Origin of the sequence: Desulfosporosinus sp. (genome assembly GCF_014237355.1) — a bacterium.
Classification (GTDB): Bacteria; Bacillota; Desulfitobacteriia; order Desulfitobacteriales; family Desulfitobacteriaceae; genus Desulfosporosinus.
Map to the genome: position 1 here is coordinate 1 of NZ_JABZFS010000058.1, position 21,094 is coordinate 21,094.

20 protein-coding genes are annotated in these 21,094 nt (G+C 39.0%); 2 read left to right on the plus strand and 18 right to left on the minus strand.

The window, feature by feature from the left end:
- Positions 1-370 precede the first annotated feature (370 nt).
- The 8 genes from HGJ98_RS12315 to HGJ98_RS12350 form a co-directional block, all read right to left on the minus strand.
- The gene (locus HGJ98_RS12315) at positions 371-766 is read right to left on the minus strand and encodes a pyridoxamine 5'-phosphate oxidase family protein (RefSeq protein ID WP_367142728.1); all 396 of its coding nucleotides are present in this window, start codon (positions 764-766) and stop codon (positions 371-373) included.
- Between the two features lie 107 nt (positions 767-873).
- Complete coding sequence (locus HGJ98_RS12320) at positions 874-2,043, minus strand: MFS transporter (RefSeq protein WP_291351708.1); 1,170 nt, start codon at positions 2,041-2,043, stop codon at positions 874-876.
- A gap of 250 nt (positions 2,044-2,293) precedes the next feature.
- Positions 2,294-2,599 (minus strand): hypothetical protein, encoded by a 306-nt coding sequence (locus HGJ98_RS12325; protein WP_291351709.1) that lies wholly within the window; start codon positions 2,597-2,599, stop codon positions 2,294-2,296.
- 98 nt (positions 2,600-2,697) lie between these two features.
- On the minus strand, positions 2,698-3,051 hold the full coding sequence (locus tag HGJ98_RS12330; protein ID WP_291351710.1) for a hypothetical protein: 354 nt from the start codon (positions 3,049-3,051) through the stop codon (positions 2,698-2,700).
- Between the two features lie 331 nt (positions 3,052-3,382).
- Positions 3,383-3,664, minus strand: a complete 282-nt coding sequence (locus tag HGJ98_RS12335; RefSeq protein WP_291351711.1) for a hypothetical protein — start codon at positions 3,662-3,664, stop codon at positions 3,383-3,385.
- Between the two features lie 223 nt (positions 3,665-3,887).
- Positions 3,888-4,367, minus strand: coding sequence for a hypothetical protein (locus HGJ98_RS12340; protein ID WP_291351712.1), 480 nt, complete (start codon positions 4,365-4,367; stop codon positions 3,888-3,890).
- 586 nt (positions 4,368-4,953) lie between these two features.
- Entirely contained in the window at positions 4,954-6,384 is a 1,431-nt protein-coding gene (gene cls / locus HGJ98_RS12345) for a cardiolipin synthase (RefSeq protein WP_291351713.1), read from the minus strand.
- A 200-nt stretch (positions 6,385-6,584) separates the two neighbouring features.
- On the minus strand, positions 6,585-7,610 hold the full coding sequence (locus tag HGJ98_RS12350; protein WP_291351714.1) for a branched-chain amino acid aminotransferase: 1,026 nt from the start codon (positions 7,608-7,610) through the stop codon (positions 6,585-6,587).
- Between the two features lie 199 nt (positions 7,611-7,809).
- Between HGJ98_RS12350 and HGJ98_RS12355 the strand changes: the two genes are divergently transcribed.
- Entirely contained in the window at positions 7,810-8,724 is a 915-nt protein-coding gene (locus HGJ98_RS12355) for a LysR family transcriptional regulator (RefSeq protein ID WP_291351715.1), read from the plus strand.
- Between the two features lie 8 nt (positions 8,725-8,732).
- Here the strand turns inward: HGJ98_RS12355 and HGJ98_RS12360 are convergent, their stop codons facing one another.
- From HGJ98_RS12360 to HGJ98_RS12380, 5 genes are all read right to left on the minus strand, one after another.
- Positions 8,733-9,887: a DUF4317 family protein gene (locus HGJ98_RS12360; protein WP_291351716.1), complete on the minus strand. Its 1,155-nt coding sequence runs from the start codon at positions 9,885-9,887 to the stop codon at positions 8,733-8,735.
- 311 nt (positions 9,888-10,198) lie between these two features.
- The gene (locus HGJ98_RS12365; protein ID WP_291351717.1) at positions 10,199-10,840 is read right to left on the minus strand and encodes a B12-binding domain-containing protein; all 642 of its coding nucleotides are present in this window, start codon (positions 10,838-10,840) and stop codon (positions 10,199-10,201) included.
- A gap of 23 nt (positions 10,841-10,863) precedes the next feature.
- Positions 10,864-12,180 (minus strand): PocR ligand-binding domain-containing protein, encoded by a 1,317-nt coding sequence (locus tag HGJ98_RS12370; RefSeq protein ID WP_291351718.1) that lies wholly within the window; start codon positions 12,178-12,180, stop codon positions 10,864-10,866.
- A gap of 287 nt (positions 12,181-12,467) precedes the next feature.
- On the minus strand, positions 12,468-13,868 hold the full coding sequence (locus HGJ98_RS12375; RefSeq protein WP_291351719.1) for a methyltransferase MtaB domain-containing protein: 1,401 nt from the start codon (positions 13,866-13,868) through the stop codon (positions 12,468-12,470).
- A 23-nt stretch (positions 13,869-13,891) separates the two neighbouring features.
- Positions 13,892-14,545, minus strand: a complete 654-nt coding sequence (locus tag HGJ98_RS12380) for a B12-binding domain-containing protein (RefSeq protein ID WP_291351720.1) — start codon at positions 14,543-14,545, stop codon at positions 13,892-13,894.
- A gap of 444 nt (positions 14,546-14,989) precedes the next feature.
- Between HGJ98_RS12380 and HGJ98_RS12385 the strand changes: the two genes are divergently transcribed.
- On the plus strand, positions 14,990-15,883 hold the full coding sequence (locus tag HGJ98_RS12385; protein ID WP_291351721.1) for a GTP-binding protein: 894 nt from the start codon (positions 14,990-14,992) through the stop codon (positions 15,881-15,883).
- Between the two features lie 194 nt (positions 15,884-16,077).
- Here the strand turns inward: HGJ98_RS12385 and HGJ98_RS12390 are convergent, their stop codons facing one another.
- The 5 genes from HGJ98_RS12390 to HGJ98_RS12410 all read right to left on the minus strand — a co-directional run bounded on the left by HGJ98_RS12390 (position 16,078) and on the right by HGJ98_RS12410 (position 21,082).
- A complete protein-coding gene (locus tag HGJ98_RS12390) occupies positions 16,078-16,881 on the minus strand; it encodes a methyltetrahydrofolate cobalamin methyltransferase (protein WP_291351722.1) in 804 nt (267 codons plus the stop codon).
- 212 nt (positions 16,882-17,093) lie between these two features.
- Positions 17,094-18,212 carry a histidinol-phosphate transaminase gene (locus HGJ98_RS12395; protein ID WP_291351723.1) on the minus strand — a complete coding sequence of 373 codons (1,119 nt, stop codon included), beginning with the start codon at positions 18,210-18,212 and terminating at the stop codon, positions 17,094-17,096.
- A gap of 4 nt (positions 18,213-18,216) precedes the next feature.
- Entirely contained in the window at positions 18,217-19,134 is a 918-nt protein-coding gene (locus HGJ98_RS12400) for a GHMP kinase (RefSeq protein WP_291351724.1), read from the minus strand.
- Positions 19,134-19,697, minus strand: coding sequence for a cob(I)yrinic acid a,c-diamide adenosyltransferase (locus HGJ98_RS12405; RefSeq protein ID WP_291351725.1), 564 nt, complete (start codon positions 19,695-19,697; stop codon positions 19,134-19,136). The genes HGJ98_RS12400 and HGJ98_RS12405 overlap by 1 nt, the downstream gene beginning before the upstream one ends.
- On the minus strand, positions 19,694-21,082 hold the full coding sequence (locus HGJ98_RS12410; RefSeq protein ID WP_291351726.1) for a cobyrinate a,c-diamide synthase: 1,389 nt from the start codon (positions 21,080-21,082) through the stop codon (positions 19,694-19,696). Before HGJ98_RS12410 ends, HGJ98_RS12405 begins: the two co-directional genes overlap by 4 nt.
- Between the last annotated feature and the right edge of the window lie 12 nt (positions 21,083-21,094).

Genomic DNA, 21,094 nt, shown 5'->3' on the forward strand with positions numbered 1-21,094 from the left:
CATCCCCATGTCCCATAACGTGGACTCTCTGAACGTTGCTGCAGCCAGCGCCGTGGCCTTTTGGCAACTCAGGGTCCGGTAAGCTTTTATATTCACATAATACGTCGTAAAATAAGAATAATGCGCATAACGTTTCCATGTTCCCGTAGCGCCATATTAACATATTGGCATGGTTACGGGAACACATTGTTATAAGATGCCGTACGCTCCCAAATTCAGGGGCCGCCTTCCGTGGCGGCCCCTGAAGAACTCTACAGCAGGTATTACGCATCATAAGAAATAATATGAACTACTTCTTTTCATTGACAATCTCTATTGCTGCTTTACCTGTCATATGTTCGATTTTAACTTCAATCAAACATACTCTATCCTATTCTCTTTCAATTTCTTGCTGACCTTCTTGAATATAGTTAGGTGAATATTTATCAACTAAACTTTCGAGGGCATATCGCCTATCGTAATCATCTGAAAGTATCCTAGCTCTACCAAAGATGGAAACACTTCGAAAATGTGTAGTAAAAGTTTTTTGTATTACTTCATCTTTTTCTATTACGCAAAATGTTACTTTATCATTCCTTTTTATGCTGTCAATTTTATGCCCTTGTTTTGCACTATGAATATAAAGCTTGCCGTCTTTAAAAGCATGACTTACTGGGACGGTATACGGGTAGTCATCGTCACCAATTACACCTAAAACTCCAGAGGTGCATAACTTTAGAATTTCAATTGTCTCTTCCTCAGATAATAATTGTTTTTTTCTTCTCATATCTCTGAACATAATTTCGCCTCTAATTCTTCAATTTAGTTTGGCCTCTTGAACCACATACGATTTCAGTACTGCATAAGGTAATAATGTTACGTACTTTTAGAAGTTTATACTTTCCTTTTGATGCTTATTAAGCTGCTTATTAAGGCTACCCCACTACAGATAAATGGCAAAATATAAAATCCCCATTTTGTAATAATAATACCTCCTAGCATCGAGCCAAGCGTAATCCCAATATATAGTGCTGTGTTATTTAGGGCAAGTGCCATACCACGAATTTCTGGGAATTCCTCCGCTAAACGGGCCTGATATGAAGAAAAAGAGGTATATCCAATAAATGCCCACAAAAATAACAAAAGATAAATCCAAATTCCCGATGAAAAGCAAAAACCTAATAAGTTAAGTATACCAATAAGCATGGCTGTACTGAATATTGATACCATTCTTGCACCAATTTTATCTGTAACTCTTCCACTGGATAAACTACCAGTTACGGCCCCTATACCGTAGGCAGTAATGGAGGCTGCTAATTCACTTGAAGAAAAATGGTTATATAAAACCAATCCTGTTCCAAGAAATACATAAAGAGCATACATGGCAATTGCCCAAAAAGTTGTTACACTCACTGCAGAAATAATTTTTAAAGCATTTCCTTTTGTCTGTGCCTCAGCTGAAGGTACTCTATTTATTAACGCCCAAACTCTAAAGTTTAAGATTGTCAGTAAAGCAGCAAATGTAGCTAAACTAATAAAAACAGAACGCCATCCTAGAAATTGCTCTAATAGAATTCCGATAGGTGCTCCTGCCCATAAAGCCATAAGATGTCCTGATACTACAGTAGATAGCCATACTCCCCTACGTTCAGGTAATGCTGTATCGCCAATAATTGCATAGACCAAAGGGGTTATTGACGCAACAGATAAACCAGCAAAAATACGACTCGCTATTAACATTGCAAAAGAAGAAGAAATGGCTGTCAAAAAATTGGCTAATGAAAATGATAATAAACCGAAAACAATAAAAAGTCGGCGACCTTTGCGATCTGAAAGCCATCCAAAAAGTGGGGCACTAATGGCATACATTAGTGAAAAAACAGTAACTAGCCACCCTGCAACAGCAGGGGTAATTCCATATTCTTTAGCAATAAACGGTAACAAAGGAGATATGACAAACAAATCAGTACCTATAATGAATAGGGTAAACCACCCTGTAAGAAGATAAATGGCTTCTTTTAAGTTAATACGAATATCAATCACCCATAAACAATATATCAGCATATTAGTTTATTTATGAGCAATATTTGGATTCGCTTACTTCAAAGGGTACCAAGATGGCACCCAACGCTCACTTGAAAGTTTACCACCAAAGGTGCAATTTTCGATTTATGCTCGCTTCGATGGTAACCATAACAAAATGGGATTTTGTAAAGTTTATTTTTGTAAGAGGCCACTGTACGAAATAAGAATAATGTGAATTGGCGATAGTCATTGACATAATGTTCTTAGGACTCCACACACCATCCAGTTTTCATTTTATAGTTTGACTTTGCCACCAAACTAGTATTCTATTTACGGTTTCAATAACTTCATCGTTATACTTTATTGATATGTCAGCATATCCCCTGATAATTTCCGTTAATTTTTCCTTCCTATCCTCTAGGGTGTAATCTTTTCGATTTAAAATGCTTACTACGTTGCGAACTAAATCATCATACTCATCTACTGGACAACAGCTACCAATGCCAAGAGGGTCAAATTCCAAGATAAACCTTCTGACCTCTAATTCCTGTGATTTAATCGCTTTTTTAAGAGACTTTTTCCAAACCTTATCCATGCTGACCCCCAAATCGAACAGATATGCTCTGCACTATATTACCTCATTCCCATCATCCTACTCATCGTCACGGTTTAAGAATTATGTGTACAAGTTATTTACGGATAATTGGCATAGTCCACTAACACCTTAAACCTTGGTTTAAAGTTAACAATAATTGAGCCACCTTCAAAACTAATCATCAACTTTGACTCATCTCTTCTATCCGCAACTATTTCAATTGCTTTTACACTCTTTAAATTTAAAGATTGGAGTAGTTCGTTACTGTGAACAGAGAAAACCAGAATTTTAATATCCTTATAAGCGGGGCAAATGCTTACTAAAAACCTCTCATGGTTATTATTGTAAAACTCATACGTTGCTTCGTTATAGAAGAAAGGGACATTGCTATCTAAAAGTTTTGGTTCACATTCGAAAAGTGACAGCAATGAATTTTCATCAGGCAAACTCATATTCACCCATCCATTCAAGTTCATGTGTTAAGAATAATATGCATAACGTTATGTAAAATACGGGCACCTCAAATTTTACATCGGTAACTTAATAATAGATTCTATCTCTTGTCTTTTTGCTGGTCTCAAATCCTCGTAATGCTGTGGAAAAGAAATTATGCTGTTTGCAGACACCATTATATTGAGCGCCGCAAGTAATACATTTCTTAATTAAGACTCTACTTTCTTCGTTAAAATAATAGTGTAAATATGATTGGCATATGTCACATGCTTCATCTGGGATATTAAATGTAAGCAAGGAATTGATTAACCAAATATACAAAGTAATAAACTATTTAACATTTTTTACTTCTGACTTTAACCTTAAATAACGTCTCTTGGCGTCGTTCAACATGTCTTTTGTTATTAAAAGGTCATTATACTCAGTATTCTGAAGTCTATGGGTATGATAATTTGTATATTCGGGTTCAATATTCTTTACGAACCGTTCCAAATAAGTCCATGTCTTTCTTATGCAGTTCAAAACCTCTTTAGTATCAACACACTCTTTATCCCAAAAATCTGCTAATTCAAATTCTTGAATAACTTTTCTGATTTGACCATAAACGTTCATCGTTTAAACTCCTAATAACTTAAAAGAATGCTACCCTTGGGTATAAGAATAAAGCCAAGTAGGTTAATTTGTAATTATACTTTTTGGCTGGTGTTTAGTTATTTATACTACTATTACCGACACACCAAACGGAATATCTAATTCCATGAACATTTCCAATGAAGATGGAGATACTTCAAAGCCAGCAGTACATGAGTTTGACCTATAACCACAATAGATGTATTTAATCCATAATCTTAAGCATTTCTCCCTTATCCAGATAATAATTTAGCATTTGTCCCAATGTTGAGACTTCTTCAAAATACACTTCATCCTTAAATTGCTCGATGAATTTATTTCCATCGTCATTTAAGCCAGTCATTATTTGTTCCCAAATAGCAGTAGTTGTATTGTCCTCATTATCAATTAAGAAGATATTCTGCCTGATAACTATTGAATTGTTAAATCGTATGAATTGAATGGTTTTGTTTTTTTGATATTGACTTACAATCCAGGTTTCAGGTTCTAAATCTCCCGGAAAATCTGTTTTAAAAACACAGTTGTCTTCCGCATATCCAGATTCCGAATACATCATGTCGCATTTCCATGGTTGAATCCATTTATATTCCATTGTTGGGCAAAGCAGTGGGAACACTTCTTTTGGAGAAGCATTTAGTTTTTGCTCATATTTGTTAGTTGTTCTTCTAGCACTAAACTTATTCATTCTTTAATACACCTCTTCAAATAATAAATCCTTTGCTTAAAGGTTTCCAAACATATAGATTAGTTTTTGACCAAAAACCCCAAAACGAGTACCCAGCAATGTCATATAACGGTTTTTTTACGCACTTCGTTAATTATCAGTCTAATTGTTCTTAATGCGAACCTGTTCGAATATTTTACCTTTGGTTGACCATTGTCTAATCTTAATCTTCTCATCTCCAATCTAAATATATTCTTCATTAACTTCTAGTTATCCTACTTCGGGGAACATCAAACTTGCCCACTAACCCTATTTTCCTTTTAAGCGATTCCTATACTTTTTAGCTATTAGGTAGAAATTGTTCCTAAGAGGGGTGCATCTTATAACAAAAAGGTAACAAAACATAAATCTGAAAAGCCCAGTATTAACTGAACTTTTTTTCTTCTATAATTGTATCAATTATTGAGGTGTTATTTGATGGAGAGAGGAGGGGACTTTGCACCCCTGTATCGAAGAATGAGTATAGATCCCTCATATTTAGAAAATTAGAAACCTCTCCCCTTTTTTTACAGAAACCGCGCCTTTTCGTAAGATCATTGTAATCAATTTACAAAAGCGGAGAAAACAAACGAGCACAGGATTCTTTGAACCTTGTAATAGCTGAACGATTTTGAAATTCCTCAAGCTTAACTTCCTTACTCTCCTCCATATCCGACTTAAAATTCTGTATCAATTGCCCTGTCAAAGATTGGTCAAAGATGAAAGCATTGATCTCAAAATCTAAGAAAAAACTTCGCAGATCCATATTAGCGGACCCTACTGAAGCAATATGATTATCTATGAGAAGGATTTTAGCATGAAGGGTTCCTTTCATGTATTTGAAAATTTTTACCCCCGCCTGTAGTAATTCTTCGAAATACGAGTTCATTGCCAGATACGTTAATTTGTGTTCTGGAATTCCCTGGACAAGTAGCCTCACGTCTAAACCACTAAGTGCTGCCGTTTTCAAGGCCATGATCAAGCTTTCATCTGGGATAAAGTAAGGAGTTTCTATGTAGATGCTTTGCTTAGCCATTGTTATTGAACTAAAGAAGCTCTGCAAAACAGATGGCCAATTTGAATCTGGCCCACTAGCCAGTATTTGCAGGGGTAGCTTATGTGAAATAGTCATTTGGGGAAAATAACTGGCTCCCGAATATTCTTTTCCAGTCACATAATACCAATCGTTTAAAAAGATGGATTGGAGGGTATGAACAGCTTCCCCCTCTATTTTTATATGTGTGTCTCGCCAAAAACCTAATTTCGAATCACGGGATAAGTACTCGTCTCCGATATTTAGTCCACCTATAAAACCGACTCGTCCATCCACAACAACAAGTTTGCGGTGATACCGCAGGTTTAATTTCGAACTAATATAGGGAAAACGAATGGGAAAAAACCATTCTGCTTGAATCCCTGCTTTGCGCATACGTTTCATAAAACTGCCCGAAATCGAAAGACTTCCCATGCCATCAAGTAGGACGCGTACTTTCACACCTTCAGTTACTTTACGAGTTAAGATCTTCAGAACATCTTCACCAATCTCATCGTCTTTAAATATATAATAGCTTAGGTGAATATGATGGGATGCCCCTTCCAAGGCATTAAACAACGCTCTGAATTTCTCTCCCCCGTTCATAAGAACCTCTACTTGATTGTGAACCGTCATAGGAGCGAAACCAGAGTTTAAATGAAGATTTATTAGTTTAGAATCAGAATTTGTATCTGGATCAGAAATCATCTGTCCATTTTTAATATCCCTTTGCTGCTGGTTAATCCATCGTTTTAATGGATTATCTTTGTTATGTTTACTAAAGAATAACGGCCCTTGAGTTTTACGTCCAAATAAAATATATAAAATAAGTCCTAAGACAGGAAGAAGTGCTAGCATGAAGAGCCAAACAACGGTTTTTTCGGGAGGACGATTTTCCAGAAGTATAACTCTTCCAAGGACTATGATCTGAATAAGATTTATGCCTAATACAAGATACCATAGCATGATATCACCGCCCTTCTCAGATATTCTAAGTCAACCTAGAAGATTGGTTAGAGTTTAGTTATCTCCAAAACGTTTAACTAGTAGTCTAATACTCAAGTTTCTATGAAATAAAAATGATGGCCATTGAACAAGAAATTCAATAGCCATCATTTTTATTATTTTGCGATATTCTTGTGTCGAGGTTATCAAACATATAGCATTTATTTAAATTCAATCATCCATCCTTCCGGAGCTTCCACTTCACCGAACTGAATTCCTATTAGATGGTCATAAAGCTTCTTTGTAACGGGTCCTACCTCTGTCTCGCTGTAGAAGATGTATTTATCCTTGCCATTCGTTAGGCTGCCTATGGGCGATATGACCGCCGCTGTACCGCAGGCACCTGCTTCAGCAAACTCATCCAAGTTGTTAACGTAGACATCCCTTTCCTCCACCTTCATCCCGAAGACCTTATCAGTAATGTAAAGAAGAGAGTTCTTCGTAATGCTGGGGAGGATCGATGGAGAAATTGGGGTAACAAATATATTGTCCTTTGTAATACCGAAGAAGTTTGCAGCACCTACCTCTTCGATCTTTGTATGGGTCTTAGGATCCAGGTATACGCAGTCGGTATAGCCTTCATGGGTAACATGTTTATGGGGCAACAAGCTGGCCGCATAATTTCCGCCCACCTTAACTGCTCCTGTACCATACGGTGCAGCCCTGTCGTACTCAGAAACCACCAATTTGATCGGAGACATTCCACCTTTAAAATATGGTCCAACCGGGGTGACGAAGATACAAAAGATATATTCCGTGGCCGGTTTGATCCCTACGTTATCGCCAACGCCGATCACAAAAGGTCTTATATATAATGTTGCTCCGGATCCATAGGGAGGAATAAACTCTTCGTTTGCTTTGACAACCATTTTAACAGCTTCAATAAACTTCTCTACCGGAACCTCTGGCATGAGGATCCTCCTACAGCTTTCCTGCATACGCTTTGCATTCTGATCGGCCCTAAAAAGTCCTATGCTCCCATTTTTTCTTCTGTAGGCTTTCAGCCCTTCAAAGCACTGCTGGCCATAGTGAATTGCAGGGGATCCCATGCTGATGGTTAATGTGTTCTCCTTCACCAGCTTTCCTTCATCCCAAACGCCATTCTTCCATAAGGAAACATAATTTGCGTTGGTCTTTCTATAGGAGAATCCTATATTTCCCCAATCGGTATTTAAATTAGTCGACATCTGCGCTCCTCCTTGATTTTAGAATCAATTTGACTGTTTTCACTTCCCAGAGGCTTTTGTTGCTGCTGACCTATTTATGCTAATCAAGTAATTTGAATTTATTTTATAATATGATATCATCATTTTTAATATATAAAAAATATCAATATTATAGGATTATCATACCGAATAGGTATTAAAGTTAGGGGGATTGCGTTTTATGGACATTCGACAGCTACGTTACTTTTTGGCAATTGCCAAGGAAGAGAATATAACCCGGGCTGCCAAAAACTTAAATATGGAACAACCACCTTTAAGTAGACAACTTAAGCTGTTGGAGGAGGAACTAGGGATTATTTTGTTTGAACGTAGTGGAAAAAAAATAAGGCTCACTCAAGCAGGATTAATCCTCCAAGAAAGAGCCAAAAATTTGTTGCATCAATTCAATGAAACGATGACAGAAATTAAAGAAATCGATCAGGGACTTCAAGGAACCTTGTCTATTGGTTCCGTATTTTCTTGTGTTTCTCTACTTCCTCCTAAAATCAAAAAATTTCACGAAAGATATCCTAGAGTTTTATTTAAACTATTGGAAGGAGATCATGTTCCCCTTGGAGAGTATTTAGAAAAGCGAACTGTTGAACTGGTTATTACCCGGCTTCCCTTTGAATCTAATTATCCGGCTGAGAAGTACACTGTCTTACCCTTACATTCCGATCCTTTTGTGATTGCAATTCCACAAAAATGGGATTTTCCTCAATCCTTCCTTCGCTTAGAAGATATCTCCAATATCCCTCTTTTAGCGTTAAAAAGTGATACGACGGTGAGGTTGAATCAAAAAGTCGTAAATGAATGCCGTCGTTTTGGTTTTGAACCCAACATTGTTTGTGAGTGTTCGAGTGTAGCAATCAGTATAGCATTAGTGATCGCGGGAATTGGAGCCATAATCTTACCTAAGTCAGTGATGTCATCCTTTCCAATAGCAGAGATAAAAATACTCGACATTCTGGATACTCCCATGCAATCTGAGGTTGGGGTAATTTGGCTAAAAGATAGTTATCATTCTAAAAGTGCCCGGTCGTTCATTGCTTTATTTGAGGAAGAGACCTATGATGTTAAGAATCCCTTTGATTAATCAATAAGTTAAAATTCTTCCGTTACTAAATCAAAGCCTTCAAGGGTAGCCGTGTCATCAATTCGAATCATCAAATATCGGATACCATCCTTGGTTACTTGTTTAACATTTTTTATATCTTGTGGGCCGATTGTAATCGCCGCTGTGTTATTGTCAATTTTAATCGACTTGGTTCCCTGATTAGGGGTAATACTTGATGCTTTAAACTCATAATTTTCCGCACCTAATACTTCCAAAAACGAGGATCTTAGCTTATCTTCAGTTTTTATTCCACTGTTTTCTAAAATTCTCTCCATATCTTTCAAACCTATTAAAGAAACTTCTCCACTTTCAGCCTCAACATCTAGCCTACGACCAAGTTCCTCATATATGTTCGAAACAACTTCAGGCTCAATTTCTGCTCCTACAACATCTCGAACAACTTCTAAAAAGCGCTCTTTTTCAGCTTTTGCCGTCGGTTTGAATTCACAATCGAGAATGTTATCTACAAACAATTGATTGGGCTGGTTTTCTTTTTGTGTATAATAAACAACCTTGTCAGTGTCCGCTGCATTATCACTGAACGAAGGGAACATAAAGCCTTCTATCGGAGCCTCAGTATTAATAATAGCGTTCATAGGAACACTTGTGATAAATTCCCTTTCTTCAAAATCAAATTTCAGAGATTTTTTAGGCATAATGATTGGGCAGATACTACCTAAAAAGAATCCCAGAGTATAGGATATTTCATCATCAAGCTCGTTATTGTCTTTTCTAGCTGATTTATATGCCTCTCCCCGTACAAAGGTGATCATAAAATCCTTCTCATAAATCTCACAGGTTTCTTCCAGGATTTTATTCACAATAATTAATGTTGCTTCACTAAAATTATCTGTGCGTAAAGTATCGAACATATGCTTTTGAGTCAAGTTTTTGCCCAATTTATTATTTTTAAACTCCAACTCAAAAATCTTAGAATCAATCTTACCCGATAATATCTTTTTAAAGTTTTTTAAATACAATTCCTTTTTTTCCTCATCCATCATATCAAAATACATTTTTTCCGAACAAAGGATGGCCTTGCTATCTTGTTTAACATAGTAACTGCAAATCTCTTGAATTTTTAATTTTGAGTTGTTTGTTTTTAGTTCTCTGCGTATGCTAGCGATATCTTCCTTATTCATTATCTCTATCTCCTTTTTACCCTTATAGGCAGAAAAACTCCCGCCTTCAAGCCTCTCACAAGGCGAAGGCAGGAATGCCTCGACTAGTTTATAAAACTCATTTACAGCATTTCGATGCTTTAATCTACTATTTCGAGTGATCCCTACAAGTTCTATGCTACGAATACAATATTCGTCATCTTTCCTAAATTTCCTCTTAAGATAGCATAAATAATACCACACAAGGAAGATAACAAGGGGACGGAGTTGTTGACACCATTTTGAGCAGTGGTGTCAACAACTCCGTCCCTCCGACACTTCTCCGAAACTTCTTAAACTAGTTGCAAAGCCAAATCAACTGCTTTAAAGACATCAACGGCATAGCCATCTGCTTTAATGGCTTGGGCAAAATCATGGGTTGCTGGATTTCCACCGATGATTATTTTGACATTGTCACGAAGTTTACGACGTTCCAGTTCCCGAATTGTTTCGGACATCATGGCTAAGGTGGTAGTAAGCATTGCAGACATGGCTAAAATATCTGGTTCATGCTCTATAACCGCTTCTACAAAATCCTCAGTTTGGACATCAATGCCAAGATCAATAACTTCGAAGCCTGCACCGCGAAACATCATGACGATCAGGTTTTTTCCAATATCATGTAAATCCCCAGCGACAGTACCAATCACGACCTTACCAAGGGAAGAGTGTTTAGGATCCGACAGGATAGGCTTTAATACGTGTAAACCCGCGTGCATAGCCCTTGAGGATACCAAGACATCAGAAATGTAAATAATATTATCTCTAAATTGGCTTCCTATCACCTGCATGCCCGGCAGCAATGCTTTTTCAAAAACAGTTTGAGGAGTGACCCCATTTTCAATGGCTAATGTAGTGAGGGTCTTAACTCGGTTGGCTTGCCCTTTGACCAGAGCATTCGTAATTAATTCTAATTCTAATTCTGTAGTTACCACTCATACCCCACTCCTCGTTTCTGTTATAAAGCATATTGTTTAAATCGACTTGGAGTAACTCCTTCAAGCTTCTTGAAAACTCTAGTGAAGTAGCCAGGATCCTCGAAACCACTTTCTTCCGCGACTTGCATCACGTTATATTTAGGGTTCTTCAGCATTATTTTCGCTTGTTCCACCCTTACTTGTGTAAGATATTCCATCAAAGTACAACCCAGACCTTGTTTAAAGATTCTACTAACATAGCATGGACTAAGATAAACTGCCTGGGCTATCTCATCAATTGTCAGTTTATTGCGATAATTATTTCGGATATATTCGGCAGCTTTCTGAATTGCTTGTTGATTTTTTTGGTTTTTGTTCGTGTCTAAATAATTCATAAATGTTTCTAACATAGTTCCAGACCATAGGCAGAGTTCATCTGGAAGGGTAATTTCTAACAATTCCTGATAAAACATGGAGTTTAGTTGCAGCACTTCCGTTAGATCAGCCCCACCATCGACTGCTGCCCTTGATATAATTACGACAAGTTCCATTACTCTAGTTTTTAGAGTATCTATATGAGAGTTTTTCGCTAAGATATCAACTAACAATTTTTCCAACAGTTGCTCAGCTGCAAGTTTTTCTCCATTTCTCACTGCAGACTTGAGCTCTTGTTCTTTATCTAAGGAATGACTACTGATGGTTCTCGATTCAATCTTATACATAGCGATTTCAGCACGTTTGCGAGCCTGAATTTCTTCGGCTAATCTGGCCTGTTGCGCCATTATTTCTCTTCTTTGTTCTAGAACGGTCATGCCGCTTTGCATAATTTGATTTGCTACAACAAATAACAGATCTGCAGCAGCCTGCACTTTATCGCTTGACATGATCTCTAATTGAGCAGCTGACCATTTTACAGCAGAAACATCTATATTAAGTCCCTTAACCATTTCCTCAATTTCTTCTAAGAAATAGTCTTCGGGTTCCCACATAAGTACCTGTCCACAAATAATTGATCCTACATACTGATCTAATAAAATAGGTGCCGCCCACATTATTAAGCCCGCATGACAGCGGAAAATATAAGGTTCACCATATTTTGCAGCTTCAGTGCATGCTCTTGCATAGGAGCGTTGGCATTTTTTCGCCCCATTACTATCAGATCTTATCATTTCGCAAAATTTGCAGTCGTTGATTGCATGATCAGTCGAGATCAATGTATTACCTTTATTATCGACCAAAATGGCCTTTAACCCTGTGGACTTTGAAAACGAACATAACATTTTGTCTAATAGATTTCTTCCGACTAGTTGCTCAAGCCACTGTAATCTCTTTTCTTGATTGAAGTCTCCTTGATTCACATTGCACCTCCAAAAGCAGGTTTCACACTTAAATAAATGCGCAAATACTCATGAACTTCTGAAACAAGATAATGAAAGTAACACGAATTAGGTATTACAATAGAGAATTAAGGGATTATTTATATTATAACACATTAAAAATTACTTTTCTCACGATTCTTAAAACTCGCAAAAGCAGATAATTCAAAGGGGCACTCATGTCTCAGGCTATAGTTTGTAAAATTAAGCCAGTCAGAGACACGAGCGCCGTTGTTACTTTTTAAAGAAACATAATGGACTAAATACTATTATTTTGCAGCAGACTCTACATTAAAATCATATTTTTCTGGATCAAATTTATCTAGTGTACTGTTTTTAATCATGAATTGAGTAAACTCAGCTTCATCATCTGGAACCGATTTTAATTGTTTTTCAAAGATGTCAAGATACTTCAATTCTTTAGCATCTAATTGAACCCGGCCATCTTGGAAAGCGGATCGCAATTCTTTAATAGTGGTGGCAGCAGCGATTTTTGTCCGCTCAAAATGGGTCTTTCCTTTGACAATTTCTTGGCTGATTCTTAGAACCACTGCGGGGTCTAAGATATAGGCTTGAGGATCGAACATTCTATCAGATTCCGACAAAATGTCTCTCATTTCAAACGCAGAGCCGCGAGATGCAGCTACGTTCATAATTCTGCAATCATAGATTAATTGCTCAATGTAGACAGTCGGAGCCATTCCACCCAACAATCTTACGTTTTCAACGGATTCGTTACTCCAGCAGTCAGCCAAGCAGGCAGCTATATTTCCTACAGAACTCGAGTGAGCACAGGCAGCAGTTCTGCCTTCCATGGAAATTGGTGTCCCAGTGATCGCTTTGAGATAAACTCCCTCATAACCGCAATCTTTATCTGGTCCTTGTGCACCACGTTCTACGGCGACTAATGTCCGGACTGCACACATAACTCTGTCAATGGCAGCAAAAACCTTTGGAATGAAATTCTTGTGAGCCATAACCATAGAGGTATTAGCGAAGCCGCAAGCTGTGTCTCCTGAAGGGATGCAGTTGGTTTCAGCTGCTATTTTAACAATTTCATCCCACAAAATAGCCATATCTCTACAACCAACAACACCTAATGAGAACAAAGCTCTAGGTAGATCGCAATTCATAACAGCTTCATCATGTAAGTGTTTCCCACCAATAGATTCAATCGCTAAGAAGTCAGCCCCAGCTTCTGCACACCCTCTAAAGGTGTTAATGACATTATCCCAATGCTCTCCTTTGTACATATGAGCAAGAGTTTTACCTTCACGGACATCAACAACGGTCATTCTTAAGAGACTTTTTAAGCCAAACTTCGTATAGTATTCGTTCATTACTCCTTTAACCACTTTGGTGACATCAATGCCCCACTGAGGATTAAAGGTGCAAGGAGGAAGAAGCTCGATTTCAATAATGATTCCAGGTGAAAGCAGCTCATGTGCTTTAGAACAAATACCGTGAATCATTTCTTCATACTGAGCCAATACTTTTGGCATAGTTTCTTCACTAATTAACATAGTAGGAAGAGTTAAGTTTACTTCCGGGTAAACAGTTCCCCCACCAATAACCATTCCATTACTGCATACAACGGGTTTCTTAGCCTGTCCGTATATAAATTCGTCTAAATTGGTATATGCGAGCTCCGTAAATTGAAGATTTGCCACAATAGTCCCTCCTCTAATATAATTTATCTTGCTACCATTTCATTATCTTTTAGTAACTTGGTTACTAGTTCAACAGCTGCAGCAGCATCTCCGGCATAGCCATCTGCGCCAATCTGATCCGAGAATTCTTGAGAAATCGGTGCACCGCCGATGATGACTTTTACCTTGTCTCGCATTCCTTGTTCTACACACACGTCAATAGTTGATTTCATAGAGAGCATTGTTGTGGTAAGCAAAGCAGAAAGGGCTAAAATCTTGCCATCATTTTCTTTAATAGCAGCCATGAATTCTTCTGGAGAAATGTCGACACCCAAGTCGATTACTTTGAATCCTGAACATTCAAGCATCATACCGACTAAGCTCTTACCGATGTCATGTAAATCCCCTTTAACGGTTCCGATAATAACGGTACCTTTATTACTCATTTCACCGCCTGCTAAAAATGGTTTGACCAATTCGATACCTGCATTCATCGAGCGAGCTGACATCAATACTTCTGGTACAAACATATCATTAACCTTGAAACGTTGTCCAACAACATTCATTCCGCCGATAAGCCCTTCATTAATAATTGTAAGTGGATCAACCTTTGCGTCAATGGCTTCTTTGACATAAACCTGAACTTGCTCGTTGTCACCCTCGATCACTGCATTACTTAACTTTGTAAAATCAAACATATATATCCTCCTAAAAAATTATTTTAGAGTTTTCCCCCAATTGTCTACGTCTTATAAATCTCATGCTTCTGGTAGGCTTGATCCGCCTCTCTTTTTCCGTTGGTCACCTCTTTCTAATCAAGAATCACTCTCAAGATCCATATTTTGTAAAATGGAAAGAATGTTCAAAACTTTTGATTAGTTCGTTGTGATTAGTTTAATCGTTTATAGTGAATCTTCCCATGGACTATCTTGTTTTATCTTGATTAATCTTATCAATTCAGTATTCTCACAATAGTTAATCAATAATGGGAAAGTGGCTAGGTAAGTGAATAAATGCAAGTCTATTTTTCCATTTAAAACTAATCAAAAATCCTCAAATCAACAGAATAATCCATGGAATACTTGAGCAATTATCATTAAGCTTACTTAAATGAGTAAGTAAGATTGATGGAGGCCTGCATTATGATAAAATTTGATATTATCTCTGGTTTTTTAGGGGCTGGTAAAACTACCTTAGTCAAAAAAGTCCTACAATCCCTTAATTCTGATGAAAAGATCGTCTTGATTGAAAACGATTTTGGGGAGATCAATGTGGATCGAGAGACCCTGGGAATTGAAGGTTTTGAGGTTTACGAATTATCCAATGGTTGCGTTTGCTGTAAACTCAAGGGAGACTTTCTTCTTACTCTAAAACAAATCCTAAGCCAAAATGTTGATCGTATCATCTTTGAACCATCCGGGATATTTATCTTAGGTGAGATTTTTGATATTTTTAAGGACCCTGAGATTTCCTGTAAGTGTTTTATCAACTCTGTAACGACGGTTGTTGATGCTCAAAATTTTTCTAAGCATCAACAAGGGTACTCTGGCTTCTTTGAGAACCAAATTTCCTATGCTTCAACCTTGGTTATTAGCAAGTCTCAGTTTCTCAACCTAGAACAAGTCCTCGAAGTAGAAGAAGGGTTACGAACCATAAACCTGACGGCTCCAATTATTTCTAAGGATTGGAGCAAACTATCAAACCAAGATATTAGCAATTTCCTTAATGTAAATCCTGAATATACACTGCATGAGTCTAAACTCTTTTTGGCCCACAACTTTGATTCCCTAGGGCTAAAAACGTCTAGAATACTGGGAGTAGAAAAACTTAAGACTATCCTAGAAACCTGTAAAAACGGTGGGTACGGGGGTGTCGTAAGAGGCAAAGGGATTGTAAATACTGGCAATAGATTCTATGAGTTTAACTATGTTGACGGGCAATATTCCATATCGGAATCAACGGACGCAACAACAGGGATTGTAAGTTTTATAGGTAAAAACCTAAATAAAGATAAGTTGACTGCCATCTTTAAGTAAGAAGGATAAATGCCACTAAGTACAAGGTAACAGCCACAGTTTGAGGATCAAACCGTAGCTGTTTCTTTGCGACAATATATACATGAATTGCTTCTAACTGCATTAAGCGAGGTTGGTGGGTTGAGATAAAAAAATTTAAAGGGCTGTAACAATAGTTCTATTGTTACAGCCCAAACAATCTCTTAGCCTAATGATTAGCCTAAGAAGTCAAATTGCTTATTGCGGAAGGCCTTAAGATACTTAACACAGAAGTCATCTCGACCAGCCAGTGCTTCAGCAGTAACCAAGCTAGCCATCATCATTTGATCTAATGGGTTAATAATCAAACCATCCAGTCCTTTTCCAATGGCCATAATTGCAAAGGCATGATTCATAAATTTGCGGACCGGCAGACCATAGGATACGTTAGAGAGTCCGCATATGGTATGGACTCCTTTAAACTGTGTCATAATGGCTTCAACGGAATTAATAAATTCTACGGCAAACGTGTTATTAACAGAGATTGGCTGAACTAGCGGATCAACATAAATATTATTCAAGGGCACATTGTTTTTAACAAGTCCATCAATGAGTTGTTCTGCAATTTTTAAGCGCGCAGCCATGGTTTCTGGCATTCCTTCGTCACTCATACAAAGTGCTACCACTTTTAAGTCTGAACCAGCAACAACGGGCATTAACGCATCATAACGCTCCTTTTCCAGAGAGATGGAGTTGATCATGGCAACCCCCTTGTGCACGGATAAAGCAGCCTCAATAGCCTTCGGATCGGGGCTGTCGATGCAGCAAGGCTTATCGACAACCTCCTGGACCGTTTTCACGAGCCATTGCAGATATTCAGGTTCTTTGCCAACAAAGATACCGGCATTAACATCAATATAATCTGCTCCGGCTTCGGCCTGTTCCCTTGCTATCTTCTGAATATATTCCGCATCTTGTGCTTTGATGGCTTCTCCAATGGCCTTGCGGCTGGCATTAATTAATTCTCCGACAACTAACATGTAAGTTCCTCCTCAAATTTTGATAAGATTTTTTGGACAGTGAACATTCTGGAAATTTACTTGGAGCTCTACTCTTAAAAACGATTGTACGAGTCGATACTCTTTAAATTTTGAATTGTACTATAATTCTAATCTTTTATTAGTCTTACGCCCATGGATTTTTTTGTTTTATATTGATGTATCTTATCTAAAAAGAACTGAAGTTTTATTTTCTATCCACCATTTATAAAGAATTGTTTTAAACCCTCAATTAACCGTCCCATAACATAGATATCCTTAATTGCTACGCGAATAAAATAACCTGAAAGTCCTTCAAAGCTAGTACAATCTCGGACAAGAATCCCTAAACACCCCAAATGCTTAATCAATTTCTCCGGAGGTTGGTTCAAAACCTCAATTAAAGCAAAATTTACAGAAGTCGGCCAAAGTCGCAAATTCTCAAAGTTACATTTGGCAAATTCACCATAAAAATAGCACTTGCTCTCTTGTAGTTTTTCTCTTACGTCATCAGGATAGTCTGCATCCTCCAGAGCCGTTATCCCTGCATGTTGCGCCAAAACATTGACAGACCAAGGATCACGATATTGCTCAAAGGATTTAAGTAAGGATGGATGAGCAAAAACTGTTCCTAAACGTAACCCTGGAAGACTGTAAAACTTCGTTAAGGAGTACAAAACTATAAGGTGCTCATTATCTGCCATATAGCCTCGAGCGGACTCACGAGACTCATTGGGCAGAAAGTCGAAGAAGGACTCATCAAACAGGATATTACATCCGATCTCTTTAGTAATTTTTAAAATGAGTTCAAAGGTTTCTTGCTCTAGGACACTTCCTGTCGGATTATGAGGGGAACAGAGAAAAAGTAGATCACACCCTTTAAGGAGTTCTCGCCACATCTGGTCATTATCACGCTCATAATCAGGGTTATTCTTTGCTTCATCCCTTCGACTAAACGTTGCCCACCCCTGGGGGCCAAGGGGAACATACTGTATTTCAGAGCCAACCGCTCGCGCAGCCCGTTCATATTCACTAAACGTTGGAATAGGAATAACTACTTTTTGTGGCTTCAAAGCCTGCATAACCGTAAAAATTAATTCCCCTGCACCATTACCCACCATAATCGTTTCCATAGGTTGTCCCAAGTGACGAGAAAGTGTTCTTCGTAAGGCTAAGCTTTCAGGATCTGGATAATTCACAATATCTTCCATACCTTTTTGTAAGGAAACCCAAACCCCTGAGGGAGGTCCAAAGGGATTAATATTTGCGGAGAGGTCGATAAAGGAGTCCAAACCATACAATTCCTGGGCTCTGCGGAGATTTCCACCATGCATAGTATCACCCCGTATTCTCAGTTATTTTAGATTTAGCTGCGACAATTCCTCCTGAATGACTATGAAAGAGATCGAGGTAGGCAGGTGAAAACCGTTGCTGAGCTTCAAGTCGTAATTTCTTGCTAACTTCAAGACTATAAACGCTAGTTTGCGGAAATACCCCAGCTAACAAGGTACCGCTATGAGCAGTCACCACACCCAGTCCACCCTTTTTACGGACCCAGGTCAAGAAAGGCTCAAACAAAGACTTGTGATTGATTTCCAGATTGCACCTTGCACTGATTGTTCCTGCTGTTGCCAGTTTTTCTAAATCCCCCTGCTCTATTCCTTCACAGGCTAAGCTATGCGCCCTTTCAATCTCACTCTCATGGCGGCGATAGTGTTCTGCTAACCCAGGCCGAGCGTTAAATGCTCTCGTATCGATAATGCCCCCCCAATCCAAGGCCAAAAACAGGGCAGGGATTGAGGATCCCAGCAAGCGATGCTTATGACCCTGAACATGTTCGATCTCCGTGATACCGGGAAACATCACACTGTCGCTCGGTTCAATCTGTAAAGCAAGATGTGCTAAGCGTTCAGGTGCCGGATCTTCTCCTAGAGCCATCAGAGCTGCTGCCGCAACAGCTGTAATGTCAGCGGTAGAGCTAGCCATCCCTTTTCCTTCTGGAAGTTGATGAAAGAATTCTACCTTGCCTCCCAATTGCGGGAGGCCTAAGTTTTCCTTGAGTAATTCTAATACTTGGAGTGCTTTAGTTTTATTTAGAGGAAGATCCCAGCCAGCAGCATCTAAGCTCAATGCTACCCTAGCCTCCGAAAAACGGTCAATGGGACAATCTATAAGAAATGGTACTCCTTTGCGAGCCCCTTGTACCCATTCTCCACATGTTCCCGGACACCGGGCCAACCCGACTGCGAAGTCCATTAATATTCAATCCCCCTACGACTTTTAATCCCTTTAGAGAAAGGATGTTTTAACGCGTTTAGATCCCACCAATTGTCTACCTCTGACTCTAAGGCAGCAGGCATCCCCCGACCTGTAAGAATCCAGTGTAGGTGCAATGGGGACCCGGCAGACAAAAGTTCTCTTAATTGATTTAAATCCAAAAAACCTCGATTTAATGCGTGGCTTATTTCATCTAAAATGATAACGTCATATGTTTTCTTCTCAACTTGGGCCAACACAAATGCAAAGGCTTGTTGAACTAACTCTAAGGCGATTTCTGGATTGCGGTTTTCTCGAAAACATTCTCCACATCCGGTACAGTGTTTCAACCCGGTTCGAATCATTCCTGACCAACGACAACCCACTCCAAATTGTATAAGTGGAATTCCTAAACGGTTAAGACCTATATGTTCACCACTGTAAGTACTCCCTTTTAGAAACTGAACCATCAGAACGCGCTTCCCTTCAGAATAGGCAAACACGGCTTCTCCGATAGCTGAGGTCGTTTTTCCTTTTCCCTGACCAGTATAGACTGTTATCATACCCCTAATCTCCCTGATTGGGAAGCAAACCAATGTTCCAGTAACTCTTGATGTCCGGCAAAATGAAGGTGTAGATAAGATGCGACTATATTATCCCGAGCATACCCTTCCATTCGAAGTGCTTCGTCCCCTCTGAACAATTCGTAAACGGGAGGATATTCCTTATCATAGAGCACCCTTGAGTAGTGAAATTCATGTCCTTGAACTATCGTCCCGCGAGGACCGAGAAAATTATCGTCACGAAAGACTCCTTTACGATAGCCGATCCCTTGTAAGCGTTTTGTCATTTCGGCCTTCATAGGTATAAGACCAGCCATAGGCAACTCGTTTCCTTCAAAATCCTTGATGGATTTCCCAAGATACATGTACCCACCACATTCAGCATAGATAGGTTTGCCACTTGCTGCATAGGAACGCAGGGAATCTAAGAATGAGGTGTTTTCGCTTAAAGGTTTAAGATGAAGTTCCGGAAAACCCCCGCCTATGAAAATCCCATCCAGATCTTCGGGAACGGACAAATCGTGTAAAGGGCTAAAGGGTACAATGGTAGCCTTTAAGCGTTCAGCAAGGTCTAAAGCATCTTGGTAATAGAAAAGGAATGCTTCATCCCAGGCTAAGCCTAATCTAAAGTTGCTATTCGTAGCTTGTGTTCCAGAATTAGGTTTTAGTTTGAGATTAGTATCTAACCCTTCATTAAATTCAGGTGCACCCAGCATAATGCTTTCGACTTGATCTAGGTCAACATGTTGGGTAATCAACCCTGAAAGTGTCTCGATAAAACCTTCTAAAAGCCCGCCTTCCCCTACAGGCACTAACCCTAAATGTCGTTCGGGAAGTTTAAGGGATAATTCCTTAGGCAAGACTCCAAGAACTGGAATCTGAATCTCACTTAGAGATTCCCTGAGTATTTTTTCCTGTGCTGAAGATTTTACTCGATTCAGAATAACTCCCTGAAGTTTTACTTGAGGGTCATAGGTACTAAATCCATGGACAAGTGCTGCAACGCTGCGCGACATTGAAGAGGCATCAACAATGAGGATGATTGGAGCGTCAAGAAGTTTAGCCACATCGGCGGTGCTCCCAAAACCAGCGGTTCCGCTCATCCCATCATACATACCCATGACACCTTCGATCACAGCCCAACGCTCTGCAGAAGTTTGGGCAAAGACGGAAGGCAGGTGATCCCCCAGCAGCCAGCGGTCAAGATTGCGGGAAGCCCTTCCCGTAGCAGCCGCGTGATAACTGGGATCGATGTAATCCGGCCCAACCTTATACCCTTGGATTGGGCGATCGCGCTTTTTCAAGGCTGCCATTAGACCTGTAGCAAGGGTTGTTTTTCCAACGCCGCTATGGGTTCCCGCCAGAACAATCCGCGGAATCTTCATGCTGTATCCCCC